The organism is Haloarcula sp. Atlit-7R (assembly GCF_003666065.1).
In the GTDB taxonomy this organism is placed as follows: domain Archaea; phylum Halobacteriota; class Halobacteria; order Halobacteriales; family Haloarculaceae; genus Haloarcula; species Haloarcula taiwanensis.
Genome location: NZ_QXIK01000006.1, coordinates 91,399 through 106,181, shown reverse-complemented (window position 1 = coordinate 106,181; position 14,783 = coordinate 91,399). Strand labels below are relative to the sequence as shown.

At 61.5% G+C, this 14,783-nt stretch carries 11 protein-coding genes; 6 read left to right on the top strand and 5 right to left on the bottom strand.

Going from position 1 to position 14,783, the window contains the following annotated elements:
- Window positions 1-19 precede the first annotated feature (19 nt).
- Together D3D01_RS13670 and D3D01_RS13665 are read right to left on the bottom strand one after the other, a co-directional pair.
- Window positions 20-1,138, bottom strand: a complete 1,119-nt coding sequence (locus D3D01_RS13670) for a BMP family ABC transporter substrate-binding protein (protein WP_121512553.1) — start codon at window positions 1,136-1,138, stop codon at window positions 20-22.
- A gap of 194 nt (window positions 1,139-1,332) precedes the next feature.
- Complete coding sequence (locus D3D01_RS13665; protein ID WP_101351699.1) at window positions 1,333-2,484, bottom strand: BMP family ABC transporter substrate-binding protein; 1,152 nt, start codon at window positions 2,482-2,484, stop codon at window positions 1,333-1,335.
- Between the two features lie 308 nt (window positions 2,485-2,792).
- Between D3D01_RS13665 and D3D01_RS13660 the strand changes: the two genes are divergently transcribed.
- The 4 genes from D3D01_RS13660 (at window position 2,793) to D3D01_RS13645 (ending at window position 7,682) form a co-directional block, all read left to right on the top strand.
- Window positions 2,793-4,457, top strand: a complete 1,665-nt coding sequence (locus tag D3D01_RS13660; protein WP_121512552.1) for an ABC transporter ATP-binding protein — start codon at window positions 2,793-2,795, stop codon at window positions 4,455-4,457.
- Window positions 4,457-5,557 (top strand): ABC transporter permease, encoded by a 1,101-nt coding sequence (locus D3D01_RS13655; protein WP_101351701.1) that lies wholly within the window; start codon window positions 4,457-4,459, stop codon window positions 5,555-5,557. Before D3D01_RS13660 ends, D3D01_RS13655 begins: the two co-directional genes overlap by 1 nt.
- The gene (locus tag D3D01_RS13650) at window positions 5,557-6,549 is read left to right on the top strand and encodes an ABC transporter permease (protein WP_101351702.1); all 993 of its coding nucleotides are present in this window, start codon (window positions 5,557-5,559) and stop codon (window positions 6,547-6,549) included. Before D3D01_RS13655 ends, D3D01_RS13650 begins: the two co-directional genes overlap by 1 nt.
- A gap of 98 nt (window positions 6,550-6,647) precedes the next feature.
- Window positions 6,648-7,682, top strand: coding sequence for an LLM class flavin-dependent oxidoreductase (locus D3D01_RS13645; protein WP_101351703.1), 1,035 nt, complete (start codon window positions 6,648-6,650; stop codon window positions 7,680-7,682).
- 2 nt (window positions 7,683-7,684) lie between these two features.
- On the opposite strand, the gene D3D01_RS13640 is transcribed toward D3D01_RS13645, so the two are convergent.
- From D3D01_RS13640 to D3D01_RS13630, 3 genes are all read right to left on the bottom strand, one after another.
- Window positions 7,685-9,106 (bottom strand): uracil-xanthine permease family protein, encoded by a 1,422-nt coding sequence (locus D3D01_RS13640; protein ID WP_121512551.1) that lies wholly within the window; start codon window positions 9,104-9,106, stop codon window positions 7,685-7,687.
- A 231-nt stretch (window positions 9,107-9,337) separates the two neighbouring features.
- Window positions 9,338-10,597 carry a threonine synthase gene (gene thrC, locus D3D01_RS13635; RefSeq protein ID WP_121512550.1) on the bottom strand — a complete coding sequence of 420 codons (1,260 nt, stop codon included), beginning with the start codon at window positions 10,595-10,597 and terminating at the stop codon, window positions 9,338-9,340.
- A gap of 158 nt (window positions 10,598-10,755) precedes the next feature.
- Window positions 10,756-12,099: a dihydroorotase family protein gene (locus D3D01_RS13630; RefSeq protein WP_121512549.1), complete on the bottom strand. Its 1,344-nt coding sequence runs from the start codon at window positions 12,097-12,099 to the stop codon at window positions 10,756-10,758.
- Between the two features lie 142 nt (window positions 12,100-12,241).
- Here D3D01_RS13630 and D3D01_RS13625 point away from each other — a divergent pair, with 142 nt between their 5' ends.
- Both D3D01_RS13625 and D3D01_RS13620 read left to right on the top strand, forming a co-directional pair.
- Window positions 12,242-13,540, top strand: a complete 1,299-nt coding sequence (locus D3D01_RS13625) for an amidohydrolase family protein (RefSeq protein WP_121512548.1) — start codon at window positions 12,242-12,244, stop codon at window positions 13,538-13,540.
- A 303-nt stretch (window positions 13,541-13,843) separates the two neighbouring features.
- Window positions 13,844-14,764 (top strand): hypothetical protein, encoded by a 921-nt coding sequence (locus D3D01_RS13620; protein ID WP_121512547.1) that lies wholly within the window; start codon window positions 13,844-13,846, stop codon window positions 14,762-14,764.
- Window positions 14,765-14,783: the final 19 nt, after the last annotated feature.

Genomic DNA, 14,783 nt, shown 5'->3' with positions numbered 1-14,783 from the left:
AACCGCGAACCGGACCGCGCTACTCCGGCACTTCGGCGTCGACGGCGTCGACGAAACTGTTCATCTCCTGGAAGAGGAACTCGTCGCTCTCGCCCTCGAACGGCGAGCCGGCCCAGACGTCGAGGTCGCCGTTGACGATCTTCTCTTCCGTTTCCGCGACGGTGTCTTTGACCTCCTGCGGGACCGCCGGACCCCACTCGTCGAGCGCAGGGAGGTTCGTCTCCATGCCGCCCCAGAAGGCGTCGGATTCCCAAGTCTCGTCCCGGACCGCGGAGATGGTCGGGTCGTAGACCTCTTCCCAGTTCCAGACCGGCGAAATGAGGTAGTTGTCGCCGCCGAACTCCCCCATCGGCGCGTTGTAGCCCGAGGCCCACACGTCCGCCTCGTTTGCGGCCCTGACCGGGGCGGGGGAGTCCTGCTCCTGTGAGATAACGTCACAGCCCTCGTCGATGAGTGAGTTGGCGGCCTGTTTCGAGGTCTGTGGGTCGAACCACGCGTTGACCCACCGAATCTTGAACGTCGCGTCCGGGTTCACCGACCGCGCACCGAGCGCCATCGCATTGATAGAACGGATGACTTCGGGAATCGGGAACGCGGCGACGTAGCCGATGGTGTTGTTTTCGGTCACCATCCCGGCGGCTTGCCCGGCGAGATACCGAGGTTGGTAGATCCGACCCATGTACCGCCCCATGTTCTCCCGGGTTCGATAGCCGGTCGCGTGCTCGAAGTAGGTGTCGGGATACTGTTCCGCAATGTTGAACATCGGGTCCTGGTAGCCAAACGTCGTCCCGAAGACGATGTCGGCGTCGCCCTGCGCGTATTGCTCGAACACGCGTTCCGAATCTTCCGGCGCGACAGCCTCGGTGTACTCGGTTTCCAGCCAGTCGTACTTTTCATCAACCGCCTTCCGGCCCTCGTCGTGGGCCCAGGACCACCCGAGGTCGCCCACCTCTGAGATGTACACCCACGCGGCGGTGACGGAGTCCGACCCAGAGCTTCCATCGCCGCCGGTCGCTGTCCCGTCAGTCGTCTCACTGTCGCCGCTCCCGCCACTACAGCCGGCTAGTGCGGTTGCTCCTGTTGCCCCAAGCGCGCCCAGGATCTCCCGCCGCGATATCGTTCGGTTGGTATTCACCATTACTGAACTGGGTAGAGGTAGCGGAAACTCCTACTTAAACGATACCATTCTTGACCTTGCAGCGAACGAATAGATCTGGTTACAGTTGGACAAAATATCATACAATCCAGAATAGTCCTACGAACGTGGTTATATGTGCCTGCGGACCACAGTAATACCCAAGCGATTACCACAGCCCGAAACCGGTGTCGGGATCAGTTCGGGACCTCACCCTCGACGGCGTCGACGTAGCTACTCATCTCCTGGAAGAGGAACTCGTCGCTCTCGCCTTCGAACGCCGAACCGGCCCAGATGTCCAGCTCGCCGTCGAGTATCGCTGACCGTGACTCCGAGACGGTATCTTTCGTTTCCTGGGGCACTTCTGGCCCCCAGTCGTCCAGACTACAGATGCCTGACTCGATGCCTTCCCAGTACGCATCGGATTCCCAGGTCCCGTCCCTGACAGACTCGATAGTCGGACCGTAGAACTCCTCCCAGTGCCAGATCGGGGAGGTGAGATAGTTCTCGCCGGCGATGTCACCCATCGGAGCATCGTAGCCGGTCGCCCAGATGCCTGCATCGGAGGCCGCTCTGAGCGCTGCAGGGGAGTCCTGATGCTGGGCCATTACGTCGACGTCTTCGTCCAGCAGGGCGTTCGCCGCCTCGCTCTCTGTCGGGGGGTCGAACCAGGAGTTCGTCCATCTGACTTTCAGCGTCGCGCTGTCGTTGACAGACGCGGCCCCGAGCGCGTAGGCGTTGATTCCACGGATGACCTCCGGGATCGGGAATGCCGCCACGTATCCCAGCGTGTCTGTCTCGGTTACGGTCCCTGCTGCCTGCCCGGCGAGATACCGGGGCTGATAGATCCGGCCCATGTACCGTCCCATGTTCTCCATCGTCAGGTAGCCGGTGTTGTGTTCGAAATAGGTGTCGGAGTATCGCTCCGCCACGGACGCCATCGGGTCCTGATACTCGAACGTACAGCCGAAGATGATATCGGCAGTACCCTGCGCGTACTGCTCGAACACCCGCTCGGAATCAGCGGGGGCAACAGCCTCGGTGTACTCGGTCTCTAACCAGTCGTACTCTGCTGCGACTGCCTTCCGACCCTCGTTGTGGGCCCAGGACCACCCGAGGTCGCCGACCTCGGAATTGTACACCCACGCGGCGGTGACCGAATCCATGTCGTCACTGCTGGTCGCGGTCCCCGCAGCGGCTCCCCCGTCGGCGGTGCCGGTCCCGCCCCCGCTGTCGCCGCCATCGCCGCCATCACCGCCACCGCTGCAACCGGCCAGCCCGGTAATTCCTGCTGCCCCAAGCGCTGCCAGTAACTCTCGTCTCGATCTAGTGTGGCTCTTGTCAACCATTGACTAATCGGGTAGCCATTGCAGAATCAGTGACTTAAATTGTTCCGTTCACACAGCTTTCGCTACCCTACTATCCAGATATCTGATGTAGAACTGGACTAATATAGCTATATCTGGCAACTATCTGGATTATATGTCAATACTATTGTCGGCGTCGACAAACGCAACCCAGATCGACAACAGTCGCTAGCACACAACAACTGATACTTGGCAAATGTCCGGCATTTCACGGTCTGGACGGCGAATATAGCTACCTTTGGAAACAATTATGCCACTACATTGTTGATACCCGCCCAAGACCAGAGAGCATGTCCGAACACACCACGCTCAGGATGGAGGGGATTCTGAAGGAGTTCCCCGGGGTCGTCGCCAACGACCACGTCAACCTCTCCGTCGAGCGCGGAGAAGTTCACGGTCTCCTCGGCGAAAACGGTGCGGGAAAAAGTACACTGATGAAGATTCTGTACGGGCTCTACTCGCAGGATGACGGCGACATCTACCTCGACGGCGAGCGACTCGACCTGGAGTCGCCACAGGACGCCATCGACGCCGGGATTGGGATGGTCCACCAGCATTTCATGCTGATACCACGTCTCACAGTCGCCGAGAACGTCGTGCTCGGTGAACGTGAACCGGCCACAGCGTTCCGCAGCGATGCGGAGGACAGCTGGCTTCCGGCGGCAGTTCGAAACAACAGTCTCGTCCAAGCGCTTGCCGGGCAGTTCTCGTTAGGCCTCGAAGTGCCCGAACAACGGATTCAGGAGTTAGCGGACCAGTACGGGTTCGACATCGACGTGAGTGCGAAGATCTGGGAGCTTGATGTCGGCCAGCAACAGCGCGTCGAGATACTCAAAGCGCTGTACCGTGATGTCGACCTCCTGATTCTCGACGAACCGACGGCGGTCCTCACACCGACGGAAGCCGAGCGGCTCTTCGACTCGCTCGAACGCCTGACCGACGAAGGACTCTCGATAATTTTCATTACGCACAAGCTCACCGAGGTCGACGCTATCGTCGACCGGGTAACAGTGCTCCGGGAGGGGCAAAACGTCGGGACCGCCGAGGTGTCGTCAGTCTCCCGGGCGGACCTCGCGGAGATGATGGTCGGCCGTGAAGTCCTGTTCGAAATAGACAGGGAAGCGGTCGACCTCGGTGAGCCGGTCCTGCGCGCACGCGGGGTCAAGGCCACTGACAACCGAAATATCGAAGCCCTTTCCGGCGTCGACCTGACGGTTCGACAGGGCGAAATCGTCGGCATCGCGGGCGTAAGCGGCAACGGCCAGAAAGAACTTGCCGAGGTCATGGCTGGCATCCGTGACGTGACAGCCGGCGAGATACTGGTCAACGGCGAAGATATCACCGGCGCGAAACCGAAGACGTTCGTCGACAGCGGCGTCTCGTTCGTCCCCGAGGACCGGCTCCAGTACGGCTGTGCTGAGGACCTCTCGGTGATGCACAACGCCACGATGAAGGACTTCAGAGACGGCGGGTTCGGCGACTGGCCGTTCCTTGACTACGGGGCACTCCGTGACTACGCCGAAACGCTGGTCGATGAGTTCGATGTCAGAGGTGTCAGCGACGTGACCGAGACAAAGGCCGGCGACCTCTCCGGAGGGAACCTCCAGAAGCTAATCTTGGCGCGAGAAATCTACCGCGACCCGGACCTGCTCGTCGCCAACCAACCCACCCGTGGCGTCGACGTTGGGGCAATCGAGTTCATCAGGGAAACGTTGCTTGAACAGCGGAAGGCAGGCACCGGTATTATCCTGCTTTCGGAGGACCTGGACGAAATATTTGACTTGAGCGACAGGATTCTGATCGTCTACGAGGGTGAGTTCGTCTACGAGACGACACCGGCCGAGGCCGACCGGGAACGGATCGGTCTGGAGATGACCGGCGGTGGTGGCGACGACGGAGGCGAAGTGGATACATCGCCGCCCTCGCCCGGAGTCACGCAGGGGAGTGAGAGCTGATGAACGTCGCAGTAACCGTCGACGCGCGCGAAGACATTCCTGTCTGGCTGGCGTACGGGACGCCCGTGTTCACGGTTCTCGCCGCGCTGGCGGTCAGCGCCATCGCGCTGGTCGTCCTCGACGTGAACCCTGTTGCGGCGTACGCGACGATGTTCGTCGACACGCTCGTGACCGAGTTCGGACTCACCGAGACGCTGACGAAGGCGGTACCGCTGATTCTCACTGGCCTGGCGGTGTATCTCCCGCTGAAGGCGGGCCTTTTCAACATCGGGGCTGAGGGACAGCTCGTCGCCGGTGCGCTTGCCGGGACGTGGATCGGGCTGAACGTCTCGCTCCCGGGGTTGGCACTGGTCCCGCTGATGTTCGTCGCAGCGGCCGTAGCCGGCGGTATCTGGGCTGGCATCCCGGCGTACCTGCGTGCGAAGTGGGATGTCAACGAGATTATCACGTCGCTACTACTGACGTTCGTCGCCCTCGAACTCCAGAGCTACCTCCTCCGCGGGCCGATGCAGGGCGGCACCGGGAACTTTCCACAATCGGAGCGGTTCTCCGAGGCCGCGACGATTCCTGAACTGGTAAGCGGCGTCCATGCCGGCCTGCTCGTCGCCGTCTGTATGGTCGTGGTGACCTACGTCCTGATGACGCGAACGCGGCTCGGCTTCGAGATTACCTTCGTCGGCTCGAACCACGAGGCCGCCCGACAGGCGGGGATGAGCAAGTTCTACGTGTATCTCTTCGTGTTCGTCGTCGGGGGCGCGTTCGCGGCCATGGGCGGCATCAGTGAAATTGCCGGTGCACAGGGGCGGTACCGCGCCGGGTTCGAACCAGGGTACGGCTTTACGGCCATTCCAATCGCGCTGCTCGGGCGCAACAGCGCGCTCAAGGTCTTGCTCGCCGGCCTGTTTTTCGCTGTGCTGTTCGTCGGCGGGTCGAGCATGGAGGTGGCCTTCGGCGTGCCCGCGGCGCTGGTCGAGATTATCCAGGCGCTCGTCATCCTCTTTCTGATCACTGCGGAGTTCTTCAAGAGCTATCGTGTCGGTATCGACATCAAACGCGGGCCAACAGAGACGCCTGCCCAGCCACAGCGAGGTGACGACTGATGGTGACGTTCATCGCCGGCCTGCTCGATGCGACCGTTCAGGCGGCGACCGTGCTCCTGCTGGCCGGGATGGGGGAACTCATCAGTGAGCGGGCGGGTGTCCTCAACCTCGGCGTCGAGGGGATGATGCTCGTCGGCGCGCTCGGTGGGTTCATTACTACCGTCCTCACCGGGAGTCACTGGCTCGGGTTCGGCGTCGGCATCCTCCTGGGGATGGTGCTGGCGCTGGTGCATGCCTTCCTCTGTATCACGCTGAAGTCGAACCAGGTCATCAGCGGCGTCATGCTGACGCTCCTGGGGACCGGTCTCACGACCTTCTTCGGGTCCGGCTGGGTCGAGGAGTCCATCGACGGCTTCCCGCAGATGACGTTCCCGCTCGTCGGGCAGTACCTCGTCGGCGTCCCGGTCGTCGGCGAGGCGCTCTTCCGGAGCACGGCGACGGACTACCTCGCACTCGGCCTGCTGGTCGTGGTCTGGTACTTCCTGCACCACTCGAACCTGGGGCTGGAGATGATAGCCGTCGGCGAGGACCCGGAGATGGCGGACACGATGGGCGTGTCCGTGTTCAGGCTGCGGTATCTCGCGGTGCTTATCGGTGGCGGGTTTGCTGGCGCGGCGGGCGCACACCTCTCGCTGGCCTTCTCGCAGCTCTGGGTCCCCGGCATGACCGCGGGCCGGGGCTGGATTGCCGTCGCACTGGTCATCTTCGCCCAGTGGCGGCCCCGCCGGATGCTCGTGGGGGCGTACCTGTTCGGACTGCTCGACGCGTTGCGCATTCGCTCGCAGTCCATCTCGCTGACGCTGGGTCCTGACGCGCCGCTCGCCGGGGTCATCAACCCAATCGTCGAGTTCCTCATGACGCCACAGATCATGGGGACGTACCCCTACCTGGCGACGATTATTGTGCTGGCCTACGCCGTCATCCGGACGAAAAGCGACCAGCTCGCGGTCCCGTCGGCGCTGTTGCAGTCCTATAGCCGCGAGACGGACTAACCGGTCCGCGACGCGCGCCAGTATCGGCGGCCACACCTTCCACAGACCGTGTGTGTGGCCAATCTATTTATCCATATTCGGAGAATTCAGCATGTCTCATGAGCGCCAATCAGGTCTTCGAGAGAGGCGACCGTGTCGGTCTCTACTTACAGGACAAACACTCGCTAGAAGAGAACGTGGAACTCGTGCAGTACGCAGAAGAGCAGGGCATCGACGAGATCTGGCAAGCAGAATCGCGACTCGCACGCGACGCCGTGTCCCCACTCGGGGCGTACGCTGCGGTCACCGACGACATCAAACTCGGGACCGGTGTCATCAACAACTGGACGCGCAACACGGCGCTGATAGCGCAGTCGATGAGCACGCTGGAGGAACTCGCCGGCCCGGACCGCATCATGTGCGGTATCGGGGCCTGGTGGGATCCGCTGGCCGAGAAGGTCGGCATCGACCGCAGCGGCGCACTGCGGGCGATGCGGGAATGCGTCGAGGTGACCCAGGACCTGCTCGACATGGAGAACGTCACCTACGACGGCGAGTTCGTCCAGATGCGCGACGTGGAACTGGACGTCGTTCACGGCGACGACGGGCCACGCACCGTGCCCGTCTACGTCGGCGGGACCGGGTTCAAGATGCTGGAACTCACCGGTCACTTCGCTGACGGCGCGCTGTTGAACTACCTCGTCAGCCCCGAGTACAACGAGAAGGCCCTCGACGCCCTAGAGACCGGTGCCGAGCGCGGCGGCCGGACGCTGGAGGACATCGACCGGCCACAGCTGGTCGTCTGCTCGATGGACCACGACGAGGAGACGGCCCTGGACAACGCCCGCGAACTCATCACGCAGTACCTCGGGCAACAGCCCCACATCATGAAAGCGAGCGGCGTCAGCCAGGACCTCATCGACGAGGTGGGCGAGACCATCGGCGGGTGGCCGGCCGACCACGAAGACATCCAGGAGGGGATGCACCTCATCCCGGACGACGTGGTCCACAAGCTCACCGCCAGCGGGACGCCCGAACAGTGCCGCGAGAAGGTCCGCGAGTACGCCGAGACCGGCTGTCAGTGTCCGATTCTCTACCCGCTTGGCGACGACCGGCGGCTGCTGATAGACGAGTTCGCCGACGGCTACCTGTAGGCTCAGTCGTCGACCGGCGGCGCGCCGGTCCCCGGGTCAGCCTGACTCGGCTCCAGCCCGGCGGTGTACTCGGTCGGCCCCGTCCCGACGCTCCCACCCGGGAACACGATGTTGAGAACGAGGGCAGCCATCCCGCCGGTGACGAGCGCGGACCCGAACAGCGTCTGGACCTCCGACGGGAAGTTCTGGAGGATTTCGGGGCGGAACGCGACCCCAAGGCCCAGCGCCATCGACATTGCGAGGATAGTCGAGTTACGATGGTCGAGTTCGACATTTTGGGTGATGAGGCGCGCTCCCGAGGAGAATATCATCGCAAACAGAATAAGTGCGCCGCCGCCCAGCACTGCGTCAGGCATCGCCGAAACGACCGCGCCGACCTTCGGGACAAACCCGAGTGCCAGGAGCACAACGCCCCCGATGCCGGCGACGTAGCGGCTTGCGACGCCGGTGAAATTCACCAGGCCGACGTTCTGCGAGAACGACGTGTTCGGGAGTGCGTTGAACACTGCGCCGAAAACGCTCATCACGCCGTCGGCGACGAGGCCGCCCCGGATTTCCTCACGGGTGGCGTCCCGCCCGGTAGCCGACACCGTCCCCGAGATGTCGCCGATTGTCTCCATGCCGGTGATGATGTAGAGGAACGCCACGGTGACGACGGCGCTTGGCTTGAAGGCGAGTCCGTACTTGAGCGGGACCGGGACCGTCACCCACCCGGCGGCGGCGACGGCCGAGAGGTCGACCACGCCCAGCGCGAGCGCAACAGCGTACCCAACGATGATGCCCACGAACACGCTGATGACGCGGAGAAACCCCTCGAAGAACTGGTTTAGCCCGACCGTGACAATCAGAACGAGCCCCGCCAGGCCGAGGTTCCCCGCCAGGCCGAGGTTCACGAAGGAACCGTATCCCTCAGCTGACGGGCCGGCCGACGCGCCCGCGGCGTAGTTCATTCCCGTGGGGATAAGCGTCAGTCCAATGAGCATCACGACGATGCCGGTGACCAGCGGCGGGAAAAACCGCCTGAACCGGTCGAACGAAACGCCCATGATGATTTCGACCGGCGCAGCAAGCAGCGACGCGCCGAAGACGGCGGCGAGACCGAACTGGTTCCCAATGCCGATGAGCGGGCCGAGAAACGCGAAACTGGTTCCCATGACCACCGGAAGCCGCGCGCCGACGGGGCCGACCGGGTACGCCTGAACAATAGTTGCGATGCCGGCGACGATGAGCGCCATCTGGACGAGAAACGTCGTCTCCCCTGTAACGGAGCCGACGGCCCCGGCGAGGATGAGCGGGGGCGCGACGTTGCCCAGAAACATCGCAAGCACGTGCTGGATGCCGAGCGGGATTGCCTTCCCTAACGGCGGTTTATCCTCGATATCGTACAGTACGACTGACTGCCGTTCTCCCTCCGGACCGCTCATAGGACGCCATCCAGCTGCCTGTCTTTTCAATCCACCTACTAGAATCCTTATACCAATATATGTGTTTAACTTTACCCGGGATACCTATTCGGATGTCTCGCGAATAGGTGATATTTGTCGCATATGCGACCTGCTTCAGTTTCGAACTGCAACTGCTTGGCTTGCCAGTGTGTCGAGTCTGATTGTAAAACGACAGCGTGCTGGTCAGTGTTGGGGCAACCGTCGATAGCGTCAGTCGTCGGCCGCGGCTTCCTCGGCCGTGCCGTACAGGCCTTCGACTTCCGCGATTTCGGGGTCGATTCGGTCTACTCCACCGGTCGCCTTCTCGGCGCTTTTCGTGTCCTTCAGGCCGAAACCAGTGGACACTACGACGACGGTTTCATCCTGTTCGATGATACCCCGGTCGAGTGCCGTCTGGACGCCGGCAATTGGCGCTGCTCCCGCCGGCTCGGAATAGATCCCTTCGGTGCTGCCAAGTAACGTTTCGGCCTCTAGAATCTCCTCATCGGAGACCAGCACGCTCGTTCCGCCGCTCTGTTCCAGCGCGCGGCAGGCTTTGATGGTGTTCCGCGGCCGTCCGACCGCGATTGAATCGGCCAGCGTTTCGGCGATTTCGTCGATGTCCCCGTGATCGTGGAAGGCGTCGTGGATGGCTGACGCCCCCTCAGCCTGGACGCCAAGCATCTTCGGATGGTCGTCGACGTAGCCGAGGTCGTAGAACTCCTTGAACCCCTTCCAGGCTCCGGCTATCGTGCAGCCGTCTCCCATCGAGAACACGACCCAGTCCGGGACGTGCCCGCGAGCGACGGACTGGTCGGCGAGTTCGTGGCCGACGGTGCGCTTGCCCTCGACCTGAAACGGATTGATCGCCGCATTGCGGTTGTACCAGCCGTACTTCTCGGTGACCTCGACGCTGAGGTCGTAGGCTTCGTCGTAGCTGCCGTTGACAGCGAGTACGTCCGCACCGTAGACGAGCGGCTGTGCGAGCTTTCCTGTCGGAGCGTCACCGGGAACGAAAATACGGCAGTCCATCCCCCCGCGGGCGGCATAGCCCGACAGCGACGCGGCGGCGTTCCCCGTCGAGGCACAGGTGATGATGTCCCGACCGGCGTGTTTGGCTTTCGTGACAGCGATAGCGCTGGCACGGTCCTTGAAGCAGCCGGTTGGATTCCGCCCGTCGTCTTTGACAAGCGTCTCGACGCCTAGCGCGTCGCTGAGGTTCGGCGCGTCGAAGAGGTCTGTCCCGCCCTCGTTGAGCGTCACGATATCGGCGTCCGCTGCGACTGGCAGGAAGGCCTCGTATTTCCACTGGCTCGGTATCGGTCCGCCGAGGTCACCGTCGAACGCGTCGTCAATCGCATCGTAGTCGTACGTTACTTCAAGTATCCCCTTCACGCCCTCGTGTTCGGGACAGGTGTAGATGATCTGGTTCGGGTCGTACTCCGCCCCACAGAGTGTACACTCGAGGGTTGTGACTTGCGTCATGCCCATACCACATCCTGAGTACAACCGGGCATAAAACCGTACTGTGGCTCCAACTCGATTGTGAGGCGAATCGCCTCTGTCGTGACTGGCACACCATCACACATAGCTCACACACCACACATCAATGCGTGACTCGCTTGTCATATCAGACGATGATACCACTGTTACAGCGGGCGGTCCAGGAACTGCCCACGACCCGCCGTTGAGTGGACCTTGTGATCCGTTGCGACAACCTCACCGCCGGCAATGACTGTGTCCACACGCGCGTTCCAGTGCTGTCCTTCGTATGGCGTCCAGTCTCCGACGAACGTTTGGTCGTCGGCAGTGACCTCGTACTCTTCAGTCCGAATGAGTACCACGTCCGCATCTGTTCCGGCCTGTAGCGAGCCTTTTTTCGGATAGATCCCAGCGCTCCGGGCCGGTGCCGCACACACGAGTTCGCGGAGCCGCGGCCAAGATATCCGGCCTTCGTGGACGCCGCCGCTGACGAGGAACTCGACCATCGTCTCGACGCCCGGGAGCCCGGCGTAGGGCTCCCAGATATCCTCCCAGCCGGCTTCGCGCGTCTCGCGGTAGGTCGGGAAGTGATCCGTGCCGATGATGTCGATTGTCCCGTCCTGTACTGCATCCCAGAGCCGCTCCCGCTGGGTGTCGGATTTGAGGCTGGGATTGACCTTCAGGAACGGTCCCCTGTCGGCAACGTCATCTTTCGAGAAGGCTAGATACTGTGGACAGGTTTCGAGCGTAACTGGAACGTTGGCTCGTGATTTGAAGCGCCCGGCTTCGCGCGCACCGCTCCCACTTGAGATGTGGACGACGTGTAGCGGACAGTCGGCGTATTCTGCGAAATAGCCCGCCCGAGAGATGGCGTCAAGTTCGGCCTCCAGCGATCGTGAGTCCATGTACACGTCGGGTTCGTCGCCGTCGATAGTCGACCGTGCGTCGTCGAGCAGTCCTTGCGTCTCGCAGTGAACACGAACTGTTCCCCCGGCATCGCCGACACGCCGCATGAGCCGGGCGATGGTTTCGTCGTCAGCCAGATACGGGTCAGCGGTAAATGTCTTGAAATCTGCTGTTCCGGCGTCCATGATGCCGGTCACGTCGATTTCAGGGTCTTGCACGTTGCCCGCAACGAGGCCGAAATCGACGTGGGCCAGCGCGGAGCACGTCTCTGCTTTCTCCTGCAGTGCATCTGGGGTTGTGATCGGGGTCTGTGTCGGTAACTCGATGACCGTCGTCACTCCACCGGCGACCGCACTCGCGGTCTGTGACGCGAAGTCGATCCCGTCCGGAAACAGCTCGTCGTCGTGCATATGCGTGTGTACGTCGATAGCGCCCGGAAGCGCGACCATGCCGTCAGCGTCGATGACAGCATCCGGGTCACTGGGGGCTGGGACCGACGACACGGGACCGGCAGCGTCTATCGTCCCGTCGGATATCGTGATTTCACCGCTCCGGACGCCCGACGCCGTTACCACCTGTGCATCTTTGATGTGAATGTCTGTCATGCTGTAACAGCCCGGGCGAATGACGAAAACAGTTGGTGTGTGAGACGCCACATCCGTCGCACACGCTTGTTGTGCTACGGTGGCTGCTAAGGCTGTTCTGGGGCGGAGTAGCTTTTAGTCGATTGACGGTTACCGCCAACCTGTGATACTGAACGCAGGGACGCTCATCACCATGGACGATGCGCGCACGGTCCGGTCGGAGGCACACGTCGTTGTCGAGGACGGTGACATCGTCGCTATCGAGGACGGCTACGCGTCGGGGGCCGACGTGATCGACGCCACTGACGAAGTCGTCATCCCGGGACTGGTGAACTGCCATACTCATATGTACGCGCTCCCGATTCGCGGCGCGCCCCTCGCTGCGTCACCTGAGAGCTTTTACGAAGCGCTTGTCGACATCTGGTGGAACGTCGACGAGGCGTTTACCGAACGTGGCGCTCGCCTGTCCGCACTGGGTTCCTGCGCCGAAATGCTTCAGAGCGGCGTCACTACCTTCTGTGACAACTACTCTGGGCCGAACACGCTGCCGGGCGGTCTCGATGCCGTTGCCGAGGGGGTGTCACAGACGCCGATCCGCGGGATGATTTCCTTCGAGACGACAGCCCGTAACTCCGAGGCCCAGGCCAGAGACGGAATCGCGGAGAATACGCGATTCATCGACGAAGCGGAAGACCGGTACGACTCCGTGTCTGGCCACTACTGCCTCCACACGCTGTTCACCAACACCGAAGACATCGTGAGAGAGTGTGTCGACAGGGCCACCGACGACGACCGCCCTATCCAGATACATCTCGAAGAGGGGCTGGTCGACGTTCACGAATCTATTGCCGACTACGGCAAACGACCGGTACCAGCGTTAGAAGACATGGGCTTTTTTGACGCCGAAGTCATCGCCGCCCACTGCGTCCATTCTACCGAGTCCGAAATCGAAATCCTCGCAGAAAACGACGTGAGCGTCGCTCACAACCCCTATTCTAACATCAACAACGCTGTCGGTATCGCCGATGTCGAAACGATGCAAGCCCACGAGCTGACAATCGGACTCGGTGACGACGGGTGGGATCCGGATATGTTCGAGACCATGCGTTCGGCCGTCGGCATACACAAACTCAAGCAGCGCAACCCGAGCGGCTTCGACATGGCGACCGCGCTCGAATGGGCGACAATCGGCAGTGCGGCGGTGCTGGGGATGGACGACGCTGTCGGCAGTATCGAGGTCGGCAAATGCGGTGATTTCGTCACGCTGGATCTGGGTCCGAACCCTGTGTTGGACGAAAGTGCTCCCTACTACGTTGTCAGCGCCGCAAGCCGTGGGGATGTGACCCGGACGATTATCGACGGGGTACCTGTGTACGACCAGAACTCAGGCGTCGCTGGTGTCGACGATTCGGACATGACCGCCGTCGGCGATGCGAGTGCCGAACTCTGGGAACGGTTATAACCACGTTGTCGGACCGGTGTAGTTCACATCTGTTGTCATTTGACCCAATTCAATAACACCCTAAGTGTGTAAATTTAGTCCGCTGATCCCTCCTGAAGGACCCTCTCCGACAGCGCACATATTTACACCCTAAGGGTGTATATCAATGGTTGGGATTCTGATTCCACCGCCAATGTGCACATTCTGTACACACGGGATTTCCACTCTAGCGTAGATGAGGGGCCAAATTTGTCTACCCAGTATATTGTAGCAAATGTTTCTGGTTCCCATATGTAATAGTGGGGCTGTGTGCGTGAGTGGCATATGGTAGTTAGTGACGCCTTTGAGACTTTCACGCAGGTACTCGAATGCCTCGACTCGTCTGACACTGAGGTCAAGTCGGTCTCAGTGAAGGGTCAGACGACCGCGGATAACGATGAAATCAGCGCCGACCTGACGCTCGCAACGCCGGTATTCGGTGGACTCTCGATTCACGATGACGTATCCGTCGACGCGGAGGAGTTCGATGTAACTGATAAACGGATTGAGATTGACGTGACTGTTACCGTCCCCGTCGGAACCGACATACCGGTTCCATCAGAGGGGGAGAATGACACGTCCAACGAACTGGCGGACACCCTCTCGCAGTCGGATTCCGTGCCAGCATACAAAGACCCCGAGGCACTCCGGGCGGCCTACGACGCCTGCGATACGTTCCCGGAGATGACCGAGGCGCTTGACGCCGATGTGACCTCCGAAACGGTCCGTCGGTACATGGTAGAGTACGATATCCATGACCCGACTGACACGACGCCACAGGCAGGCGGACTCACCCTCGCAGACGTGCAAGATGATTCCGATACCGATTCTGATCCGTCTGGTGGCTCAGACCCTTCTGACGACAGGCCGAGCGACACCAGTCAAGCAGAAAGTCTGGACGGACTGGGAGCCAGATCTGTCGCTGAGTTGCTCGCTGAGGCGGACTCGCAGGACAGCGACGACAATCTCGTCGCCGATGGACTCGGTATCTCTCGGGACGTCACCGTGGCTGAGCTCGCACAGACCGTTACACAGGCCACTTCGCTGGACGAGGTAACCCAGCGTCTTGAGTTGAGCCAGACGCACGCACGGAGGTTACTGTCGGAGCTTGATCTCCTTGACCTCGTCACTCATCGGCTCGCTGCCAATCAGATCCGTGTCTCGAACGCCGAAATCAAGCGCCGTATCACTGCCACCAGTCAGTAACGACCCTCCCGGTGGCCGC